General features: G+C 65.6%; 19 protein-coding genes and 2 pseudogenes. 7 read left to right on the top strand and 14 right to left on the bottom strand.

Annotated features, from left to right (window positions below):
• The 3 genes from pgaC to pgaA are packed head-to-tail and all read right to left on the bottom strand — an operon-like array spanning window position 1 to window position 5,723.
• A complete protein-coding gene (gene pgaC / locus B0684_RS11205) occupies window positions 1-1,263 on the bottom strand; it encodes a poly-beta-1,6-N-acetyl-D-glucosamine synthase (RefSeq protein WP_018167874.1) in 1,263 nt (420 codons plus the stop codon).
• Between the two features lie 9 nt (window positions 1,264-1,272).
• Window positions 1,273-3,327: a poly-beta-1,6-N-acetyl-D-glucosamine N-deacetylase PgaB gene (pgaB, locus tag B0684_RS11200; protein WP_018650393.1), complete on the bottom strand. Its 2,055-nt coding sequence runs from the start codon at window positions 3,325-3,327 to the stop codon at window positions 1,273-1,275.
• Window positions 3,327-5,723, bottom strand: coding sequence for a poly-beta-1,6 N-acetyl-D-glucosamine export porin PgaA (gene pgaA, locus B0684_RS11195; RefSeq protein WP_018650394.1), 2,397 nt, complete (start codon window positions 5,721-5,723; stop codon window positions 3,327-3,329). Before pgaA ends, pgaB begins: the two co-directional genes overlap by 1 nt.
• Window positions 5,724-5,901: 178 nt before the next feature.
• On the opposite strand from pgaA, the pseudogene B0684_RS13770 reads away from it, so the two are divergent.
• Window positions 5,902-6,006, top strand: a pseudogene (locus tag B0684_RS13770) (rhodanese-like domain-containing protein); the annotation flags it as partial.
• A 144-nt stretch (window positions 6,007-6,150) separates the two neighbouring features.
• On the opposite strand, the gene B0684_RS11190 reads toward B0684_RS13770, so the two are convergent.
• The 3 genes from B0684_RS11190 to B0684_RS11180 all read right to left on the bottom strand — a co-directional run bounded on the left by B0684_RS11190 (window position 6,151) and on the right by B0684_RS11180 (window position 8,707).
• Entirely contained in the window at window positions 6,151-7,440 is a 1,290-nt protein-coding gene (locus B0684_RS11190; RefSeq protein ID WP_018176447.1) for a TlpA family protein disulfide reductase, read from the bottom strand.
• 78 nt (window positions 7,441-7,518) lie between these two features.
• Window positions 7,519-8,091, bottom strand: coding sequence for an NUDIX hydrolase (locus B0684_RS11185; protein WP_018167878.1), 573 nt, complete (start codon window positions 8,089-8,091; stop codon window positions 7,519-7,521).
• A gap of 1 nt (window position 8,092) precedes the next feature.
• Window positions 8,093-8,707 carry a BMC domain-containing protein gene (locus tag B0684_RS11180; RefSeq protein ID WP_018167879.1) on the bottom strand — a complete coding sequence of 205 codons (615 nt, stop codon included), beginning with the start codon at window positions 8,705-8,707 and terminating at the stop codon, window positions 8,093-8,095.
• Between the two features lie 266 nt (window positions 8,708-8,973).
• On the opposite strand from B0684_RS11180, the gene B0684_RS11175 reads away from it, so the two are divergent.
• From B0684_RS11175 to B0684_RS11165, 3 genes are all read left to right on the top strand, one after another.
• On the top strand, window positions 8,974-10,995 hold the full coding sequence (locus tag B0684_RS11175; protein ID WP_018176448.1) for a site-specific recombinase: 2,022 nt from the start codon (window positions 8,974-8,976) through the stop codon (window positions 10,993-10,995).
• Window positions 10,985-12,019: an alpha/beta fold hydrolase gene (locus B0684_RS11170; RefSeq protein ID WP_026313082.1), complete on the top strand. Its 1,035-nt coding sequence runs from the start codon at window positions 10,985-10,987 to the stop codon at window positions 12,017-12,019. The genes B0684_RS11175 and B0684_RS11170 overlap by 11 nt, the downstream gene beginning before the upstream one ends.
• A gap of 70 nt (window positions 12,020-12,089) precedes the next feature.
• A complete protein-coding gene (locus B0684_RS11165; protein WP_018650396.1) occupies window positions 12,090-12,476 on the top strand; it encodes a YajD family HNH nuclease in 387 nt (128 codons plus the stop codon).
• A gap of 30 nt (window positions 12,477-12,506) precedes the next feature.
• Here the strand turns inward: B0684_RS11165 and B0684_RS11160 are convergent, their stop codons facing one another.
• From B0684_RS11160 to B0684_RS11145, 3 genes and pseudogenes are all read right to left on the bottom strand, one after another.
• Window positions 12,507-13,049 (bottom strand): hypothetical protein, encoded by a 543-nt coding sequence (locus B0684_RS11160; protein ID WP_231362617.1) that lies wholly within the window; start codon window positions 13,047-13,049, stop codon window positions 12,507-12,509.
• 8 nt (window positions 13,050-13,057) lie between these two features.
• A pseudogene (locus B0684_RS11150) lies at window positions 13,058-13,387 on the bottom strand (hypothetical protein); the annotation flags it as partial.
• Window positions 13,388-13,408: 21 nt separating this feature from the next.
• Window positions 13,409-14,446, bottom strand: coding sequence for a DUF21 domain-containing protein (locus B0684_RS11145; protein WP_018167884.1), 1,038 nt, complete (start codon window positions 14,444-14,446; stop codon window positions 13,409-13,411).
• A gap of 235 nt (window positions 14,447-14,681) precedes the next feature.
• Here B0684_RS11145 and B0684_RS11140 point away from each other — a divergent pair, with 235 nt between their 5' ends.
• The gene (locus tag B0684_RS11140; protein ID WP_018146209.1) at window positions 14,682-15,131 is read left to right on the top strand and encodes a host attachment protein; all 450 of its coding nucleotides are present in this window, start codon (window positions 14,682-14,684) and stop codon (window positions 15,129-15,131) included.
• Between the two features lie 63 nt (window positions 15,132-15,194).
• Here B0684_RS11140 and B0684_RS11135 read toward each other — a convergent pair whose 3' ends face one another.
• Both B0684_RS11135 and B0684_RS11130 read right to left on the bottom strand, forming a co-directional pair.
• Window positions 15,195-15,794 carry a histidine phosphatase family protein gene (locus B0684_RS11135; RefSeq protein ID WP_018176454.1) on the bottom strand — a complete coding sequence of 200 codons (600 nt, stop codon included), beginning with the start codon at window positions 15,792-15,794 and terminating at the stop codon, window positions 15,195-15,197.
• 107 nt (window positions 15,795-15,901) lie between these two features.
• Window positions 15,902-16,498, bottom strand: coding sequence for a histidine phosphatase family protein (locus B0684_RS11130; protein ID WP_018650397.1), 597 nt, complete (start codon window positions 16,496-16,498; stop codon window positions 15,902-15,904).
• 162 nt (window positions 16,499-16,660) lie between these two features.
• Between B0684_RS11130 and B0684_RS11125 the strand changes: the two genes are divergently transcribed.
• Window positions 16,661-17,485: a proteasome-type protease gene (locus B0684_RS11125; protein WP_018167887.1), complete on the top strand. Its 825-nt coding sequence runs from the start codon at window positions 16,661-16,663 to the stop codon at window positions 17,483-17,485.
• Between the two features lie 19 nt (window positions 17,486-17,504).
• Here the strand turns inward: B0684_RS11125 and B0684_RS11120 are convergent, their stop codons facing one another.
• The gene (locus tag B0684_RS11120; RefSeq protein WP_026313083.1) at window positions 17,505-18,464 is read right to left on the bottom strand and encodes an alpha-E domain-containing protein; all 960 of its coding nucleotides are present in this window, start codon (window positions 18,462-18,464) and stop codon (window positions 17,505-17,507) included.
• 1 nt (window position 18,465) lies between these two features.
• Window positions 18,466-19,914 carry a circularly permuted type 2 ATP-grasp protein gene (locus B0684_RS11115; RefSeq protein ID WP_018146214.1) on the bottom strand — a complete coding sequence of 483 codons (1,449 nt, stop codon included), beginning with the start codon at window positions 19,912-19,914 and terminating at the stop codon, window positions 18,466-18,468.
• A 111-nt stretch (window positions 19,915-20,025) separates the two neighbouring features.
• Between B0684_RS11115 and B0684_RS11110 the strand changes: the two genes are divergently transcribed.
• Window positions 20,026-20,304: a hypothetical protein gene (locus tag B0684_RS11110; protein WP_018146215.1), complete on the top strand. Its 279-nt coding sequence runs from the start codon at window positions 20,026-20,028 to the stop codon at window positions 20,302-20,304.
• A 182-nt stretch (window positions 20,305-20,486) separates the two neighbouring features.
• On the opposite strand, the gene B0684_RS11105 is transcribed toward B0684_RS11110, so the two are convergent.
• Complete coding sequence (locus B0684_RS11105; protein WP_018167889.1) at window positions 20,487-21,104, bottom strand: class I SAM-dependent methyltransferase; 618 nt, start codon at window positions 21,102-21,104, stop codon at window positions 20,487-20,489.
• Window positions 21,105-21,110 lie beyond the last annotated feature (6 nt).

Genomic DNA, 21,110 nt, shown 5'->3' with positions numbered 1-21,110 from the left:
TCATTCTTCCGGGGGCCGCAGCCCGCGATCCGGGCTGATCCATCGAGCACGCTCTCCGGAACGCTTGAGAAGGGCGCGCGGGACCGCCACGACCGTGGTGACCATGGACAACAGCCAGAACGCCAGTGGATACCAGATCACCCAGAAATAATTGCGGAAAAACCGGCCATCGACCTCGTAGCGACGATCAATCATCAAACTGACGAGGAACTGCATCAGCGCGGTCAGTCCGAGAATTACGCCCGCCCATTGCGGCAGCAGCCCCGGCTGGATCCAGCCTTCCGGAAGCTCGATCACCAGACCCAGAAAGGCCACAAGGATGATGACAAACATGACGTAGGCCCAGACGATACTGACCCCATACTCGAGGGCCACGCCCCATAGCCGCCGCTTGGGCCAATGGAACAGACTGGCGCCGTGGCGGAGCACCGTCTCCACCCCCCCTTGAGCCCAGCGCAGGCGCTGACGCCAAAGTCCTGCCAGAGTCTCCGGCATGTAGATGTAAGACAGCGCATTGGGCTCGTATCGTATGTCCCAGTGGTCGAGCTGGAGCCGCCAGGAGATATCGATGTCCTCGGTGACCATGTCGCTGCTCCAGTACCCGACCCGATCGAGGGCCGTGCGACGAAAACCCGCGATCACGCCCGAGACGGTGAATATGCGCCCGTAGACTCGCTGGGCGCGCTTGATCAGACCGATAGTGGCCGAGAACTCCCCAACCTGAAGCTTGCCCAGCAGGCTGCTGCGATTGACGATGCGCGGGTTACCGGTAACGGCGCCCACTCGGGGACCCGAAGTCAGGTGGAACATCATCCAGGCCACGGCGTTCGGATGCAGCAACGCGTCGCCGTCGATGCAGATCAGAAAGTCGTTCTGCGCCGCCAGTGCCCCGGTCCGCAGGGCAACGGCCTTGCCCTGATTGCTGGCCAGGTGCACCACGCGCAGACGGGGATACTCGTGAGTCAATTGTTCGAGAATCTCGGGGCTTGCATCGCTGCTGCCATCGTTGACGGCGATGATCTCGAAGTCGTGGTACTCGCTCGCATGGGCGTAATGGATCGTGTCGCGAATCACCTCTGCCTCGTTGAAGCAAGGAATGATGATGCTGCACGCAGCCAGACTGCCACTGTCGGGCGGATGATCGGGATCGGCCCCCTTGCGGCGCTCCCAGCGGAGGTAATACCAGACGCCCCCAATGATCCAGACCCAGGCCATGATTAGCGGGTAGAAGAAGGCAAAATTGGTCAGGGCGTTGAAGGTCATGCCGACTCCCTATCGCGGATGAGGGAAGGCATTCAGAGACATGCCCTCGAACGTGGGGCCGAATTCCGGCTGATCCCGCAGGAAGTCGTCCGGGTAGTACCCGAAGTTCAGCACCCCGCGCCGCACAAGCTGCTCCATCCAGTCGCGCAAGAGCGTCGCTTCCAGCCAGCGGCCTTCGCCTCGCCAGTCACGCGCCTGCAACTCGAATACAACGTCCTCGAAGCCCCCGATCTGCTCGTCCACCGCATCCGCGAGTCGGGCCAGCCAGACATCCGGCGGAAGCTCGGTCCCGTCCAGCCAGGGCATGGCCATGATGGCGACCTCGTCGTATGCCTCGACCGCAGCGGGCAGCGCCTGGGCGAACCGCTCCTCGGCTTCCGGTTCGAGAATCACCCGCGCATACAGGTTGCGCGCGGTGCGAAATTCGAGAGACAGATTGGTGAAATAGCGCAGCCGGCCGATCACCTCTTCCCCGAAATCGATCAGGGCCTGGGTCTTCTCCTCCGGCCGCAGAGTGCAATCCGAGAGCGGGCGGTCCGTTCCGGGCCAGCGCGCTCCGTCCTGACAGGCCGCCAGGTCCTCGTCGGCTGCCAGGTAGGCGTCGTCGTGGATCAACACCCCGGCAATACCGCTTGCCGCCATCCCGAGGTCCTCGTAGATCTCGCCGACAATCTCCAGGGACTGAGGAAGAAACGGACTCAGGCGGCGATAGTCACGATCCGCCGGCACGGGGGCACCTTCGGGCCCGGGCCGCTGCACCGACAGTTCGGCATGGAGGTCCTGATCGGGCAGATCAAAGGAGAGCAGTGGCATCCAGGCATACACGCGCACGCCGGCCCGCGTCCGCAGCTGCCAGGCGACGCGATTGAACAGGTCGGCACGCACGGGCAGGTGCCGATTCGGAAAGTACAACGCATCCGCGTTGCCATCACCGTTCGGGTCGGCAAAGGCTTGCAGGTAGACCGTGCGGACCTGCATCCGTTGGATGCGGTCCAGGAGTACACCGAGATTGCGATTGGTCTGCTCCGGATCGGGATCGTAGACGTAGTCAAGATCCACATGGACCACCCGCTGTGGCTGCGGCGATGTCGCACGTGTCGCGGATTCGGGACGCGCGCTCTGCGCAATCTGTACCGGCCGCGGATCTCCACTGATCAGCAAGCGGTTGACCCGCGCTTGTTCCGGGTGGTTGACCGGGTCCGCGCCTAGCGAGATCGACCAGGGCATCCCGGCCTCCGTCGCCAGTGCGTCCACCTCCGCACTGTGAGCGCCGTAGGGCCAGACGATGGCGCGCGGCGCAACACCTACCATCGCCTCCAGCGAGGCATTGCTGGCCCGCATGTCATCGAGGATCCGCTGACGGAATGTGTCGTGGTCCTCGTAACGGCCGATTTCCGGGTCATAACGACGCGTAATGGCCGCTGGCTGCTCGTTCCCCTGCGGGTTGGCCAGGATGCCGCGATGCAGGTCGTGACTGTGACTGGCGAATTCCACCAGCCCCGATGCCTGCATCTCGCGCAACTCGGACAGCGCCAGAAAGCCCTCGGCTCCGAGCGGCGCTTCGTTGTACGTGACGGTCCCGGGCGGGGGCTGATCCGCTGCCGGCTCGGGGCTCGCGACATCCGCGAATGTCTCGGGGTTGTAGGTGACATCCTCGCCCGCCCAGACGGTCTCCAACCAACCGGTCTGCAGCGCGACCAGCGCCGGATACTCATAGGCCTGCAACAACGGGAACACGTGGCTGTAGACACTGGCCAGACCATCATCGAAGGTCAGCAGCACCGCATTGGCCGGCAGCGGCTCCCTTCCCTCGCGGGCATCAACGATCTGCTGCAACGAAACCGGCCGCCACCCCTGCCGCTCCATCCAGTCAAACCATTCCACCAGCCGCTGCGTGCTGACGGCGTACGGGTCCGCATCCCTCCCCGGCTGCACGTCGTCGCGTACATCGTGATAGGAAAGCGCGAGGAAGTGCCCATCCGGGATGGTGAAGGCGTCCTGCGCATGCACTAGGCCATGCGATACCCCCGCAAGCATCAGCAGGATGATCATAAGACGACGCATCAGAAGGTCCCTCGCAGGCGCACAAGCCCGAACAGCCGGTCTTCCCGGTCACCATCGTAGGTGGTGGAACCCCAGCCGAGGCCGTAGTCGACGGACCAGCGACGATCCAGATCCCAGCGATGCTCGTAGCGCAGCGCCACCGTCGGGTCACTGCCAAACCCGGACTGGTAGCCCGTACCGACCGCGGCGTGAAAATGTTGCGTAAAGGCCCGGTCGTAGTCACGCCAGGTAATCCAGTCGTGGTCCACCCGAACGGAGGTGCTGGCCGACTGCTCCGGGTTGAAATAGGGTCCGCCCGGCTGGCTGTTGTTCTGGAAAAAGAAATCGGCGCCCACATCGGTCGTGTGGTGGGCACTGGCATACACTCGTCGTGTGACGCCCCCGCCCAGCGAGCTCCGGCGATTGCCGTCATCAATCGACAACAGGCCCACGTTGGCATACGCCGAAAGGGATTCGTGGGCCCGCCAGTCCACGGAAGCCGAGGCCGACCAGCCTTTCAGACCCGCATCGATCGCCCGCAAGGGCGTCTCCATCGAGTAGCTGTCCGCTTCGACGCCGATCCGCCAGTGGTCACCGAGCCACCGCGACCATCCGGCCGCGATCCCGGGATTGGCATCCCCCTTGAGATCACGATCGAAGCGCAACCAGGCCTGCTGGCGCCGCGCGTCCCACTCGATGCCCGCACCAATGCGGTCATAGCGTCCATCGATATCGCCGAATGACGCCGTGGTGTAGCGATGTTCCAGAAAGGCCCGAAGTGGATGATCGGACCAGGGCGAATTCAGTCGGGTACGCCATTCCCGGTCGCGATCACCGCTTACCAGCCCTTCGCCACCCGATGTCCGGCCAAAAACGACCTCGCTCTCGATGGAGGGGCGGCCACGGTCTTCCAGCTCTTCGGACAGGCGCTGAACATCCGTACTGCGGGGATAATCGGCCCGCAGGGACTCGACTTCCCGGACCCAGGTGTCGTGCTCGCCCAGGTCGCGCGCATTCTCCGCCCGATTGAGTCGCGTATCCCGTGCATCGGGCGCCCAGCGCTCCGCCACTTCGGTGATGTCCCGCGAGCGCGCCGGCCAGCCGCGCCAGCGAGCCATGCGCGCCTGGGTGTTCCGCAGGCCGGCGTGGGCCGGAGCCTGGCGGACCAGTTCTCCACTGCGTTCCCAGGCTCGATCGAGATCCTGGCGATAGGCCGCGTCATACACCCGAAGCTGATCGACGTCGACCCGCTCCCAGTTGGGGATCGGATCACGATCCGGATCGATATCCAGCCAGACCGGCGTGTGGCGCTGGGCGCGCTCAAGCAGATCCGCCGCCGCGGAATATTCCTCGAGCGCGATGTGCGTGTAATAGAGGTCCAGCAGCAACGAGACCTCCGGCGGCTCGTCCTCCGGAACCAGGGACTCGTACAGGGGCAGGGCCGTTTCGGGCTGCTCTTCAGCCAGGTAGGCATCGGCCGCCGCTCGACGCACATAGGCCGGGGCGATTGTGCGCTCCGGTAGTGCCTCGAACGCCGCAACCGTCTCCGGCATTCGCTCGAGTTCCCGCAACAAGGCGATTCGATCGAAACGGACCCGCAAATGCTGCGGATGCGCCTCCGGGATGCGCGAAAGAAATTCGTCCGCGCTGGCCAGGACCCGATTCAGCTCCCGGTCCCGCTCTTCGTGGCGGCCTTCGGCCTCCAGCTTGGAGCGGATATCCAGTGCCTGCCGGATATCCGCCGCGATCGCATCCGCCTCGGCCTGATAGCGAACATCGACCTCGAACAGGTCCGGGCGTTCCTGCATCGCGGCAAACGCCCGGTTGCTGGCCCCAAGCGTCCACAAGGCCAGTGTCTGCTCCTGAAAAGCCAGAGGATGCTGCGGATCGCGGGCGCGCGCACGATTGGCCATTGCCAGGGCCTGACGCGGTGTATCCGACTGGCGCAAGCCATACGCCATCAGAGCCAGCTCCTGAACCGATTCGGGCAAGGGGTCGATTTCCGCAAGGGCCTGGCGCGCCGTTGCTGCATCACCTGCCTCGGCGCTGGCCACGGCGAAAAGGATCTGCGCGGAACTACCCAGCCTTTTCCTAGAGTCGCGCAGGATAGCCGCCGCTGCCGCAAATTCGCCTTCGTCACGCAGGGCGAAGGCCCAGCTCATGTGGGCATAGTCCGGGACGGACTCGGGATCGAGGTCCTGGGTTCGAGAGACGATCGCCGCGTTATCCCCGACCAGACGCAACACAACAATCAGGTCCGCTTGCAGGCGGGGCTGATTCGGGGAGCGGGCCTCCAGCGCACGCAAGCGCTCGGCGGCCTCGAACACCCGTCCTTCCTGGGCAAGTGCAACGGCCTGTTCGCGCTCCTGGTCCAGAGTTGCAGCGTAGCCGGGGACCGACAGGATCCATGGCAGCACAACGCCGCAAGTGACCCGTGCCCACTTCCCGACAAAGACCCTGGGCATGCGCGCCCGGTCATACTCCACTCCCCTGTCCATCAGCCCCCTAACCCGCGACCTTTCATTTTTGTGAAGGCTATCACATACAACATGCAGGAGACCGGATATTAACAATCCTTCCGGAAGCCGATTCGGGGGCCTCCTCGGCTACCCGGCCGAGCGCCTCAAGTGGTACCGCGGCGGCATGCAGATGTGGCACGCCTTCGGCCTGACCACGGTCGAGGGCGAGACCGACGGCTAACCCGAGAGGACGCCTGCCTCGTCGTTGCAAGCGCAGCGAAGCCCTCGGCCAGACCAGGGCACAGCCCCACCCGATTACTTCGCGGTGCTCGCAAGGACGGAATGGGTGGCGAATCGGCGGTGACTCCGCCAGGCAGCGAATCAGCTACTTCGGCTCCGCCATCAGGGCCTCGACGGTGGCAATGACGTCGGGGTCGTCCCATTCGATGGCGCTGTTGACCGAATAGCGGACGCGGCCGTCACGGTCGAGAATGAACGAACTGGGGAAGGCAAAAACGCGCCAGTCGGCAGCTACTCGTCCGTCGAAGTCCATCAGGACCGGGAAATCCACCTGCACCTCTTGCATGAAGGCCGTGATGTGCTCGGCGCTTTCCTGATAATTGACCGATACGATGGCGAAGCCCTCGCCCAGGGTCTCGGCCATGCGGTTCATCGACGGGATCTCGTGCACGCAGGGCGGACACCAGCTGGCCCAGAAATTCAGCAGCACCACCTGGCCGTCGTAATCGGACAGCGACTGCTCGTCACCCAGGTGATCGGTCAGCGTGAAGTCCGCGACCGGCCGTGGACGATCACGCTCCACCAGCCCGCGGCCGACTTCGATCGCACGGATGGCCTCCGGCAGCGGCGCGGCCGCCAGCGGGCGCGGGACGCTGGCCAGTAGCCGGCCTGCCTGCAGCAGTTGCGCAGGCAGGCGCTCGGCCGCGGCCTGTTCCTCCGGCTCGGGATCGGAACGGCGCAGGTAATAAAAGTCGCGCACATGCGGGACCGTCTGCACGAACACGGCACTACCACCACGGCGCAGGTCGGCCAGGATGTCGTCCAGGTGCCAGCGATAGACGCCCTGGGTGGGCTGCAGCAGGAAGACCGGCAGACTGGTGGCGCGCACCACATCGACGAACTCGGCGGGGGCACCCGCCACCGGCGTGTCGACCATCAGGTTGGGGAAGGCTAGCGCCGCACCGAGTACGTAAGCCTCTTCGGGGCCGTCCTCCTGCCACTGACGCATGCCGCGCAGGGCGGTGATCGCCGGGCGGCCCGAGGCCACCAGCATCACCTGCTTGCCGGTCTGCTCGTGCGCCGCGCGCAGTAGCGCCGCTACGCTGACGCCATCCAGGCTGCGCATGCTCTCGTTGGTGCGCGGGAGGAAATGGGCATCCAGCAGATCGACCTGCCAGACCTCGACACCCATCGCAGCAAGCTCGCGGCCGAGGCGCGCATGGTTGGCGTGTTCGCCCGCCTGTGGCAGCAGCCAGAGGTAGACTCGATCGCCGGCGGCCGGGTACACGGTGACCTCCAGGTCCACGCCAGCGGGATCGGTCACCGTGACGGTGTGCGATTCCACCTCGCCGGCACCCGCTGGCGGAAGCAGCAGAAGCAGAGACAGCAGCAAGGCCAAACGCGGCAGGGATCGTATCGACACGCGGGCATCCATCAAGGGAACCGACCGCGACTATAGCGCCCACTCGCGTTCGCGGGAACGGCGCACGGAGGCGCCGAAGCCGGGGCAGGATCAGCGCAGGTGGGTGTGCTGGTAGGTACGCAGGCGTCGGGTCTTCTCCACCATGCGCCAGAGGGAACGGCAGTTGTTGTAGCGCGAGACGTGCTGCAGCGGCACCCAGAGGATGTCGTTCGACTCGTCGCTGCCGGGCACCGGCAGGCGGTCGTCGATCTCCAGCAGGAAGCGCACGTCGATGTGCTCGTGCATCGGGAAATGCGGGCTGGCCGGGATGGTGTGGATGTCGAGATCGAAGACATCCTCTTCCACCAGGCGGATCTGCTCGGGGGCGAGGCCAGTCTCTTCGTGGGTCTCGCGCAGCGCCACCTGCAGGATGTCGGCCTGGCCGTCGGCATGCCCGCCGGGCTGGAACCAGCGGTGGTGCTTGCCGTGCAGCAGCAACAGGGCCTGCTCACGATCGGGGCTGACCACCCAGGCGGAACCGGTTACATGCGCGGGCAGGAGATCGCAGTGGAAGCAGTCCGGGTGCTCGCTGACGAACTCCAGGGCGCGGCGGACGTAGCCGGCCTCCTCGATGAAGGTCGTCTGGTGTCGGGCGAGCAGGTCCAGCAGCTGGGCGCGATGCATCTCAGGTCCCGGCGGGGTTGTGCAGCGCGTGGATCGCCGCGCGCGCGGCCTCGTCCACATCGCCCTCTCTGCCGGCCAGGGTCAGTCGGCCAAAGGCCCCCACCGCACGCACGTCGATCAGCGAGACGTTGGCGGCCTTCAGGGCCTGGTTCGCGGCATAGATGATGTACCCCGCCGGCTCCGCCTCGAGGATGAACATGCTCTGTTCCGGCAGGATCATGTTGCCGCGACGGTTCTGGCGGTTGATCAGCACGGTGTGATCCGGGGTCATCCCGCGGATGGTCTCCTGCCACGGGATGCGGCAGGGCTGGCGATCGTCCTGGCTGGCGCCCAGGCGTGCCAGCAGCACGCGGCCGGCCTCCTGCACATCGCTCTGGTCGCGGTGGTGGATCACCATGGAGCCGAATTCGCGCTCCACCACCTGCTGCGCGAGGTGCACGTTGGTCGCCTTGAGTGCGACGTCGGTCAGGCGGTGCACCGCCATCCCCGGGGACACTTCCACCCACAGGCAGGAGTCTCCCGGAACGGGCAGGAAGCCCTGGGAGACCGTAGCCATGTATTCCGCCAGCTGCGGCTGGAGGGAATCCATGTAGACGTAGGTGCGCAGCTGGATCATCGATTCGCTCTGGGCCAGGGCCTGCGGCCCATGGTTCCCGCACGTCGCGGCCCGAACCCGCGCGGGAATCCGCGCACGCCTCATGCAAGCCGCCCCGAAATGGGCGGGCTCGCGTGCACACGCGGGAGAATTGGAGGACGTATTGTGAACGCAGCGCGCCCCAAGCTCAACGTTGAGTGCCTTCACGGGCCGGCCTTCGGGCGGCCACACGTCCCGGGAAGACGCTCGTATAATGCAACGCCAACCCCGCAGCCACAGGGATTGTCATGCCGAAGAAGGATGCGGAACACCTCCTCGCCAGCGTGGAAGACGCCGATCTCGATCTGGCCGAGACCCTGCGCCAGCTCGTGGACTGGCTGCGCCCGGAGGACCCGCGCAATGTCGCGCCGGTGATCTCCCGTATTGAGCAGTTAACCCTCGCCCTGGGCGAGAACCCGCGCCTGCAGGACCGGCTGCGTGAGCGCCTGGAGGACGGGCTGGAGGACGCCCGGCACCTGACGCTGTACACCGGGATCGGGCTGTTCTCGCGCAAGGGTTTCTTCCGCGAGGCCGCGGAGCTGATCTACGAGCGGATCAATCCGCGCCCGATGGACCGGCGCGACCTGAAAGACGTGCTTTATCACGTGTTTCACCAGACCGATGACGCCGCCTGGGTTGCGGCCCTGCCGGACGATGCCTGGTGGCGCCTGCTGGAGGCCCTGGGCTGCCTGACCGGGGAACACCCCGGGGTCCTGCAACGGGCACGCGAAGAAATCCTCTACGCCCTGGAGATGCTGTCGATCTGGGTGGCCGCGGAGGAGCTGGAGCCGGAACTGCTGCGCCTGGACCCATCGATCGCCGAGCACAACTCGGCCTTTGTCGCCCAGGAGCGCGAGATCTCCGCCTACGTGCGTGACTACCGCGCCACCCTGGAGGACCCCAACCGCGAACGCATGGACGACCGCCACGCGCGGGTGCTTCTGGAGCAGTGCAGCGAGCAGATCGCGCGCCTGCGCCAGCTGGCCATCACCCATGGCAACAGCCTGTCGCTCACCCACCTTCTGGAACGTCTGGACCAGACCCTCGGCCGCATTCACAAGCTACTGGACCTGCTGGAGCCGGACGCGGACCGCGACACGCGCGCGGCCTCGGTCGGGGTGTTCCGCGAACTCATCACCATCAGCGCCCGCCAGCACGGCGTACGCGCGCTGTGGCAGGACAACATCAAGCTGGTCTCGCGCAGCATCACCCAGCAAGTCAGCGACACCGGCGAGCACTACATCACGCAGTCGCGCGGCGAATACTTCCAGATGCTGCGCTCCGGAGCCGGCGCCGGGCTGATCATCGCGGTCATGGCCCTGATCAAAATCCAGATCGAATCCCTGGGACTGTCCCACGCGGTCAACACCCTGTGGGTGAGCCTGAACTACGGCCTCGGCTTTGTGCTGATCCACATCCTGCATTTCACCGTGGCCACCAAGCAGCCGGCAATGACCGCCGCGCGTCTGGCCGCCGCCATCGAAGAAAGCGAACGCGGCACAGCCGATCCACGAACCATGGCAGATCTCCTGATGCGGGTGGGCCGTTCGCAGTTCGCCGCCGTACTCGGCAACGTGGGCATCGCGCTGCCGACCGCCATCCTGATCGGTCTGTTTGCGGCGGGTCTGTTCAACGCTCCGGTCCTGTCCGGTCGCGAGGTCGACTACCTGGTGGACGGGCTGCACCCGATCATGGGCCTGGCGCTATTCTTTGCCGCGATCGCCGGGGTCTGGCTGTTCGTCTCCGGCCTGATTGCGGGCTTCTTCGACAACCGCTGCGCCTACCTCGACCTGCCCGGCCGCCTGCGCGAGCATCCGCTGCTGCGCCGGTTGCTGCCGACCGGGGCGCGCCACCGCCTGGCCGACTGGATCGGCCACAACTACGGTGCACTGATCGGCAACTTCCTGTTCGGCGTGCTTTTGGGAGTGACCGGATATGTCGGCTACCTGCTGAACCTGCCACTGGACATCCAGCACGTCGCCTTTGCCTCGGCCAACCTCGGCTATGTCACCGCCAGCGAAGCGCCCGGGCTGGGCATGTTCGTCCTGTTTCTGGTGTTCGTGCTGCTGATCGGGGCAGTCAACCTGTGGGTCAGCTTCGGGCTCGCGCTGTACGTTGCGCTGCGCGCCCGTGGCGTGCGCATCGGGACCTTTGGCCGCGTCGTTCGCGCCTATGGTCGCCACCTGCGCGAACGTCCGGGCGAATTCCTGTTCCCGCCCGGCGCGCAGACCACGACCAACGGAGGCGACGACGAGTCCGATGCTCGTTAGCAGGGCCTTGCGTCTGCTGGCGCCGACACTCGCGCTATCGCTCGCCGGCTGTGCCGGGACGGTACCCAGCCCGTCCGGTGACGAGACCCGCACCCCGCTGATCGCCTCCGAGGTGATCCACACGGCGGATGGCGACCGGCTGCCGCTGCACCGCTGGGGGCCGGACACCCCCGAGCGGGTTGTGCTGGCCCTGCACGGCTTCAACGACCACGGTGGCAGCATGCAGGCGCTGGGCGAGGCGCTGGCCGGGCACGCCAATGCGGTGTATGCCTATGACCAGCGCGGCTTCGGAGCCACGCGCAACGCCGGCTACTGGTCCGGTCACCGACTGCTGGCCGAGGACGCCCGCACCGCACTCCGGCTGCTGCAAGAGCGCTACCCCGACCAGACGCCCTACCTCATCGGCAAGAGCATGGGCGGCGCTGTCGCGCTTCTGGCCATGGAGGAAACGACCGATTCCGCCACTGCATCGCCCCGGGTCGCCGGCACGGTCCTGATCGCCCCGGCGGTCTGGAGCCGTGGCGACATGCCCTGGTATCAGCGCTTCGGCCTGTGGCTCGGGGCGCGCCTGGCGCCCGGCTGGCGCCTGGACGGCGAGATGGCCGCTGACCTCGACATCCATCCCACCGATGATCCCGCGGTGCTACAACAGATGCGTGACGACCCGCTGGTGTTGCGTGATGCCCGCATCGATGCCCTGGACGGCCTGACCACCCTGATGACCCACGCGCTGGAGGCGGGCCCGGCTCTGCCCCCACCGAGCCTGACGCTGTACGGAGCGCGCGACGATCTGGTGCCATCCTTGCCCCTGGCGCGCCTGCTGGAGGCCCTGACCGCCCAGGGATCCGATGACCATCGGGCCGCGCTCTACCCCGAGGGCTATCACATGCTGACCCGGTATACCGGGGCCGAGACCACGTTCGACGACATCGCCGCCTGGCTGCGGGACCCCGAGGGAAGCCTCCCCTCGGGCCACGAACGCTCGCCCGACGCCCTGGCGCAGTACCTGCGCGAAAAGCACTGACTCGGGTTTCTCTGGCCACCACCGCGCGCTGGCGCTACGGTGGACCCAGCCAACCTTCGGAGAACGCCCTATGAGCCACTCGACCCCCAACCGCCTCGACGACCTGGTTGCCCGCAGCCGCCGCGACCAGGCGGAACGGGAACAGGGCTACCGCGAGCAAGCGTTGAAGATGTATCCGTGGGTATGCGGCCGCTGCGGGCGCGAATTCACCCGCGTCAATCTGCGCGAGCTAACCGTGCACCACCGCGACCACAACCACGACAACAATCCATCCGACGGCAGCAACTGGGAGCTGCTGTGCCTGTACTGCCACGACAATGAACACCAGCGCTACACCGACGCCACTCCGGGCAGCGGGAATACGGCGAGCACCTCCTCGGCTACCCACAACCCCTTTGCCGGACTGGCCGGGTTGCTTGACGACAACAACCGGGGCGGCGACGACCCGAAAACGTAAAACGACTGCGGGCTGGATGTCGGCATCGGGTCAGAGCCGGCGCCACCAGAACTGCAATGGCTTGAGGCTCTCCTGCCTCTCGCCGATATCCGGCCACGGGAAGTGGCCAACCCGCCCCTCGGCGCGCCGGTAGCCGCGCTTTTTCCAGAACCCGTCCAGGGACCGGTAACCGGCCGGGCGTCGCGGGTGATCCTCCGGGCGCACCACCGCGCAGAAGGTGGCATGGGCAAAGCCCAGGCGCCGCGCTGCCGCCTCGCGCTCGTCGAAGAACCGATGCCCCGCCCCCGAGGGAGACGCTGATTGAATCGCGCTCTCGCGTTGGTGCCCCCTGTTTTCCGAGACAAGGCGCGTCGTGCAGCGGGTAGTGGTTCTACCCGCAAGCGGCGCAACGCAGGATCGGGGAACAGGGGGCACCAACCCCACAAGCGATTGAATGCAGGGGCTCGGCCGCCCGTTGTTGACGAGAACGGGCGCGCGAACAGCGTTGCGGCTCCCTTGTGCAGAATGACTGCACGGCAGTCGCCGCGCCTTGTTCGCACGCAAAAGCGACTCGAGCGCGAGCGCGCGATTCAATCAGCGTCTCCCTGGCCGCGGAAGTCCGGCTCCAGTACCGATTCCGCCAGGTAGTAATACGCCGCCGGGTCCAGTCCTTGCTCAAGGAACGGGGCCTGGAATTCCGCCTCGGCCGCAGCCAGCGGCAGCGCAGTGGAGGCCCCCACGACGCGATCACCTTCCAGCGCGAGTACCAGCGTACTGTCCGGGCAGCCGACGTAGTCCTGCAGATACCGCTCTTCGTACTCCGCGCTCCCGTCGTAGAGATATGGCCACTCGCGGAAGACTGCGATGCGCAGGCGTGCAACATCCTCCAGATAGGGGGCAATCCCCGCCCCTCCCACGATCCTGAACTCCATTCGCCCCCCCCGGTATCACAATCAAACCGGCGCCGGCGTGTCCGCAGGGGCCTCCCGGCCGACACCGCGCAAGAGGCGCCCAAGGATATCCGACCCACTCAATATCCGGCGCTGACTATCGGTCCACAGCAGGATCACGTCGTCCCCAACCACCGTGTCACCGCTGCTGGCCGGGCGCACCCGGAAATGGGGTACCAGGCTGCCCAGCCGGTGGCTGCCATCACGCACGACCAGCGGGTGATGGCAGTGATGGTGGGGATCGAACCGCTCCGGCGCAAACAGCGCCTCGCGGGTAAAATCCGCGACCCGGATCACCGTGCGCGGCTCGCCCTCGGGATCGATGACCACCATCCAGCTGCGACCCGGTCCATTGAGTCGACGCAGGAACGCATCATCGGTACGGGACTCGATCGCCGGGAACACCGGACGCCCGGCCTCGAAGCCCAGCGTGATCACGCTGTCCGGGGCCAGCGCCTGGCCCTCGTGTTGCACCAGGATGTCGTCCAGCTCGAGGAAATTCCGCGCGCCCCGCCCCTCGACCCGGGTAATCTCGCTGCCGTGGGCCTGCATGTGCAGGTCGATCAGGTGATGCAGGTCCCGCTCGGGGAAGAAGCGAATCTCCTCGCCCCCCAGCCAGCGGTCCAGCACCCAGGCAGTGGGCCGTGCCACCGGGTACATCAGGATCTGGTAGAAGCGCAGCAGTGGATACAGCGCCCCGGCGACCCGCAGGGCATGCCGCGAAAAGTAGGACTGCGGCAGAATCTCGGCAAAGATCGTGATCACCACGGTAGAGAACAGGAATGCCGCCACGCCGCCCATCACCGAACCCGACAACAACGCCAGCAGCACGTTGACGGAGACGTTTCCCCAGAGAATGGTCACCAGGGCAAAGTTGGCATCGGCGCGCAGGGCCAGCAGGCGCTCCGCGCGCCGGTCACCCTTCTGCGCCTCGACCTCCAGCTCCAGCTTGCTGCGCGAGAACAGTCCGAGATTGAGTCCGGACAGAATCGCCGATTGGGACAGGCAGACGAGGATACCCAGCCAGGTGAGGACGCTCATGGGGTCTTTTCCTTGGGCAACACGGCGCACGAACGGGAGAGGCTTCAGGGTACCGCGTGGCAAGCCGTGCGCGCCCGCACGGAACGTTCGTTTCGTCGTGCCAAGCCGCACCCGCAAACCGGCAAAACATCTACACTTGGAGATGGGGCCGATGCCTGTCGGGCCGGCACCACAGCGGCCCGGTACGTCAGGAAACGGCCGGTCGGGCCACCGAATACGCTACAGGAGGATCTGCATGGATACTGTCTGGATCGTTGTCGCCGACGCCGCACGAGCCCGCATCTTCACCTGCGAGGGCCGTGCCTGCCAGGGGATGCACGAGAGCGAGACGCTCTCGCACAGCGAATCCCGCGCCCACAATCAGGATCTCGTCTCGGATCGTCCCGGGCGCAGCTGGAGCAGCGCCAGCGGGGACGCCCGCCACGCCATGCAGGACAGCACCGACCCGGCCGCCAACGAGCGCAACCGCTTTGCCCGTCAGGTGGCCGAACGCCTCAAGTCCGCCCATAACGACGGCACCTTCAAAAAACTGGTGATCGTCGCCGCACCCTCGTTCCTGGGCGCCCTGCGCGAAATGCTGGACCCGACCGTCGCCCATAGCGTCACCGCCGAGGTCGCCAAGAACATCACCAAGTCGACCGACGCCACCACCCTGCGCAAGCACCTGCCCGACTTCCTCTACTAGGCACCATTCCAGCCCTGGCCCCGCATAGCGGGGCCAGGGGCGACCGGTCGGCTCCAACGCCCCTCATCGCTTGCCGAGATCGTCCGGCTTCAGCGTGCCCAGCAGGCGCGGGCCGTCGGCGTGTGGCTCGAACACCGCCATTTCCGCCTCCTCGATTTCCACATCCGCGGCGTGGCGCAGGTTGAGATCGTGGCCCACAACGACGATGTTTTGCTTCGGATCCCTGGGCGGAGTATTCAGATGCCCCCGAAGGCCTTCGATCAGGTCCTCGCGGCGCTCATCGTCCTGGATAATCGGCAGATTGTAGAGCTCGGTCCGAATCTCGTAGTCACCGAAGGCATAGTGCGCGGTCTCCCAGTTACGGCAGAACTCGCTGGTCAATACCTGCTCCACCGGGATCGCGTAATGATCGAAGCCCTTGCCCACCTGGCGCGCCTGCTCGCGCCCGCGCGTACTCAGATTGCGCTGTCCTTCGCAATCGTCCATGTCGGACAGGTCGTAGTCGTCATGCGAACGATCGGTCGCCGCATGCCGCCAGTACACCACCAGCCCACCCGCCTGCATACGCTCGATCAGCGCATCCGGTGCCAGCGTCCCCGCATTTGCGGTAGCGAACGCCACCAGCAACAGGGCCAGGATTGCGCTCAGTATCCCATTTCGCATGCCGTCCTCCTCGCGAGTGATGGATTCGGTGTTTCCCTTGTGTGCGGACGCTCTGCGGCCGCGGTACCCGACACCCACCGGGCCCGCGCCTCCCAGTCTCCCGGGGCTCAGTCGAAGTCGTCGGGCGTCAGCACCCCGAGTACCCGGGGCGAGTCGCTGCCGGGCTCGAACACGGCGATTTCACCCTCGTCGATGCGAACCCGGGCGGCCTGCTGAAGATTGATGTTGTGGCCCACGATCACCACGTTCTTCCCGGCATCCCCCGGCGCCGTCACCAGATAGCGCCGCAATGCATCCACCAGCTCCTGCTGGCGTTGACGGTCACGCACTGGCGGCACATTGAACAGGTCGTCACGGACCTCCCAGGAGTCCTCGCCGAAGGCAATCCGGGCACTGTCGACATTGCGGCAGAAGGGCGAGCTCAGGATGCGCTCGACCGGGATCGCGTGGCGTTCGAAGCCCTCGCCCACCTGACGTGCCTGCTCGTACCCGCGGTCGTCGAGATTGCGCTGCCCCTCGCAACGGCTCATGTCGGACAGGTCGGTGTCCCGCTGGCTGCGGTCGGTGGCCGCATGCCGCCAGTAGATCACCAGCCCACCCGCCTGCATGCGCTCGATCAGCGCATCCGGGGCCAGTGTGCCGGCGCTCGCGATTACGGGGGAGAATCCAAGGATGATCAAGAACAAGAACCAGCGCCGAAGCATCGGGACCTCCAGTGAGAACGGGGTTCAACGAAGCAAGAGACCGTCATCCAAGGGCATCGGTTCGATGCATATTCTGGGCGCAACCATCCGCCCGGCGCGTTGACGCCCCCCGACCCCAGCCCTAGTATGCCGTCACCCCCTTGCCCGGAAACCCGCGTCCCCATGACCTATTGTGTCGCCATCGATCTGGACGACGGTCTCGTCTTCGCCTCCGACTCCCGCACCAATGCGGGCGTCGACCAGGTCAGCACCTACAGCAAGATGCACACCTTCGAGATCGAGGGTCAGCGGGTCTTTGTGGTCCTCGCTGCCGGCAACCTCGCCACTACGCAATCCGTGGTACAGCAGCTCAAACGGGACATGGAAGAAGGTGCCGACGAGAGCCTGGCCACCGTGGAGCGCATGTCGGATGCAGCCGACTATCTGGGCCGGCTCAACCGCGAAGAGGCGGAAAAGCACTCCGAGGCACTGTCCCGCTCCGGCATCAAGGCCGAGGCCACGCTGATCATCGGCGGCCAGATCGGCCAGGACGCGCCGGCGATCTTCATGGTTTACCCGCAGGGCAACTACATCACCACCTCGCAGCAGACACGCTTCTTGCAGATCGGCGAGAGCAAATACGGCAAGCCGATTCTGGACCGCATCATCGACCCGACCACCCCGCTGGGCGATGCCGCGCGCTGTGCCCTGGTCTCCATCGACTCGACGATCCGTTCGAACCTGACCGTGGGGCCACCGATCGAGGTGATGGTCTATGAGCGCGGCACCCTGACCTTCGACCATTACCTGTGCCTGGAGACGGACGACGACTACCTGCGGTCGCTCACCCAGGCCTGGGACATGAACATCAAGAAGGCCTTCACCGACCTGCCGCGCTTCGACTGGGAATCCGCCCACGAACGCAAGCTGCGCGGGACGCGCGTCAGCCGCGGCTCCGGCAAGACGGCGGGGTCTTCCTCGACCAAGACGAAAAAGCCGCGGCGCTGAACACGGCAGCGCGGCGACGCTACGCCGCCTGAGTCTGCACCTGCGCCGGCGAGGCCAGGAACCAGGTCTCGGCGTTCGCGCCGTGAATATCTCCGATATCCCGCTGCAGCACGTCGATGAAGGCGTGCAGGGCCTCTTCCTTGATCAATTCGTCCACGTGCGCATCGGCCGCGTGACGGCGCCCCTGGATCACCAGGCGCAGGGGCAGTTCGTTGTTCGGCAGTTTTTCCAGCGCGTCCTGTACCTGGGTCAGGGCGTGGGTAACCGACCGCGGGAAGGCGGTGTCCTGCAACAGGTAGCGAACCACATCCACGCCGTTGATACGCCGCTTCACATGCTGACGATACATCTGGAAGCCGCTCTCCGAACGCAGGATGCTGGTCCACAGCAGTCCCTCGTAGGGCCCCGGATCCTCGCCATCCTTCTTCAGGTGACGCAGTGCGCCAACGTCGATCTGCCGCGTCCCCATGTCGGCCCGCTCCAGGTTGCGTCCCAGGCGGATAAAGTCGTAGGCGGCATCGTGGCTCATGGTTCCGGCCAGCAGCCCGGTCAGGGTCTGGCAGCGCTGGATGACGTCCGAGAGGAATTCGAAACGCCCGCGCTTGCCGATACCCTGGTCGATATGGTCGCGCGCGAACAGATAGAGTTCGTTCATCACCTCCCAGGCCTCGGAGGGCACCAGATCGCGCGTGGTGCGAACGTTCTCGCGCGCGGCGCGCAGGGAGTTGAGGATGGAGCTGGGGTTGTCGGCATCGGCCAAGAGGAACTTCACGCAGTTACGTTCATCTTCGCGCTGGTAGTGGTTGTCGAACAGGGCCTCGTTACCGGTGACGTCCACCAGCCCCTTCCAGGACAGCTGCACCGATTTCGGCATGTCCAGCGCCAGCAGATTGAAGGCCATGACCATGCGCGCCGTGTTCTCGGCACGCTCCACATAGCGCGCCATCCAGTACACGCGTTCTGCGACTCTCGAGAGCATCTTAGTTCTCCTCGTCCACGATCCAGGTGTCCTTGCTGCCCCCGCCCTGCGAGGAGTTCACCACCAGCGAGCCCTTGCGCATCGCCACGCGGGTCAGCCCGCCGGCGGTCACGTCGGTGCGCACCCCCTGCAGGACGAACGGGCGCAGATCCAGGTGCCGCGGTTCGATCTCGTCACCGCACAGCGTCGGGGCCACCGAAAGGTCCAGCGTCGGCTGGGCGATGTAATTGCGCGGGTCTTTCTTGATCAGCTGCGCGAACTCGGCCCGTTGCTTCTTGGTTGCGTGCGGGCCGACCAGCATGCCGTAGCCACCAGACTCGTTGGCCGGCTTCACCACCAGCTCGTCAAGGTGATCCAGCACGTAGGCACGATCCTTCTCGTTGACGCAGAGATAGGTCGGCACATTGGGGATGATCGGTTCCTGATCCAGGTAATAGCGGATAATGTCCGGCACAAAGGCATACATCACCTTGTCGTCGGCCACGCCCGCGCCCGGCGCGTTGGCGAGCCCCACGTTGCCCTGGCGCCAGGCGCGCATCAGCCCGGGCACGCCCAGCATCGAATCCGGATTGAAGACCTCCGGATCCAGGAACTCGTCGTCGATGCGCCGGTAGATGACGTCGACGCGCTCCAGACCATCGATGGTGCGCATGTAGACGCAGTCGTCGTCGCCGACCACCAGATCCGCGCCCTCCACCAGCTCCGCGCCCATGCGCTGGGCGAGGAAGGAGTGTTCGAAGTAGGCCGAGTTGTAGATCCCCGGCGTCAGCACCGCGATCTCCGGGTAGTCCTGCGGACGCGGCGAGATCGAGGCGAGCATGTCGAACAGCTGGGTGGGATATTCATCCACCGGCAGGATGCTGGAACTCTCGAACAGCTCCGGGAACACCCGCTTGGTGACTTGCCGATTCTCCAGCATGTACGACACGCCGGAGGGCACGCGGAGGTTGTCCTCCAGCACGTAGAACTGCCCCGAGCCGTCGCGCACCAGGTCCGAGCCGCAGATGTGTGCCCAGACGCCCTGCGGCGGCTTGATGCCAACACACTGTTCGCGGAAGTTCTTTGACTGGTTCAGCACGTAGCGCGGAATCACCTTGTCCTGGAAGATCCGCTGCTCGTTGTAGATATCGTCAATGAACAGATTCAGGGCATTCAGGCGCTGCTCCAGGCCGGCCGTGACCTGATCCCATTCCTTGCGCGCAATGACCCGCGGGATGATGTCGAACGGCCAGGCACGGTCGATGTTCTCGCCTTCAGTGTAGACCGTGAAGCTGATACCCATCTCGAGAATCGCGCTGTCCGCGGCCTGCTTGCGGCTGTGGATCTCGCCCGCGTCCAGCGAGGCCAGGTATTCCGCGAGTGCCCGAGCCGGAGGGCGTGGCTGGCCAGGTTTCTCGATCAGTTCGTCGTAAAACGGGGCGGAATCGTATTGCTTCCAGTCGATGGCCATTCGTCGGGTCCTCTGACGCGGGGATGGTGTTGTTCTACAGTAACGCCTTTTGGCGACAGTCGACGTTTCTGCCCACAGCGTTTCGTCCGGCCCGCCCCGACCGAGGTTCCCATGTCCGACGCACTCGAACAGCGCCTGATCGAACTCTACCGCCACCCAAAGATCCAGGGATGCAACTGGCAGCCACGGTTGTTCTGGTATGCGGCCGCCGACGGCACGCCCTTCGGCAGGTTGCGGGTGGACGGGCGGGAACTGGAGGTCTTCCTGGCAACAATCCTGGGGGAACCTTCAACGGAACAGGCCGGGCTGGATGCCGAGCGGGATGGCCGCGGGCAGTTTCTCGCCGCCAATGCGCGGCGCCACGAGCTGCCGTTGTTCACCCGCCGCTGACCAACCATGGCCTTGTCACAAGCCCTGCCATCGCAAGGAATGTAGCGACATGGCGGCCTTCCTGGGCGGCCAGGCAACCGAACCGAACAAAACGCAGGGGGGTGCGGACGGAGGTTGCTTCCTTCGTCGCTGCGCTCCTCGCCATCACGGGGCTCGTGGCGGCGCCATGCGAGGACGAACGTTCAGACAGGCTTGCGGAATTCGACCTGTTTCCAGTAGCCGAACAGGCTCGCCGGGGCGACCATGCAGGGCTCCTGCCCGGTCACGCGCACGAAGTCCTCGTATTCCATGTCCGGCCGGAACCCAACGGCCTTCGACAGCGGCCGCAGGCAGCGCTCGACGCCGCGCAACAACCATTGCTGCGAGGCAAAGTGGTTGACCACCAGCAAGCGCCCCCCGGGGCGGCAGACTCGCCACATCTCGGCGAACAGGGCATCGGGGTTGGGCACCACGGTTGCCACATACATCGCGACCACCGCGTCAAAGCTATTATCGGCGAAGCCGAGCTTTTCGGCATCCATCTCGCACAGGCCAGATACTGCCGGCAGACCACCGTTCAGGCGCCCACGCGCAACCTCCAGCATCTCGCGGGATACATCGATCCCCACCACCTCGCAGTCATCCGGGTAATCCGGCAGCGAGATCCCGGTGCCGACCCCGACCTCCAGGATGCGCTTGCCCGAGACCGGCGCCAGGGTCTCCCGCGCGCTGGCGCGCCCGGTCGCGAACACTCGACCGAAGGTGGCGTCGTAGTGGCGAGCGTAGCGCCGGTAACTTTTGCGAATACTGACGAGGTCCATGCCCAC

The organism is Thioalkalivibrio versutus, assembly GCF_001999325.1.
GTDB lineage: Bacteria > Pseudomonadota > Gammaproteobacteria > Ectothiorhodospirales > Ectothiorhodospiraceae > Thioalkalivibrio > Thioalkalivibrio versutus.
Note: the sequence above shows the minus strand (reverse complement) of the source record. Positions and strands in the feature narration are given on the sequence as shown.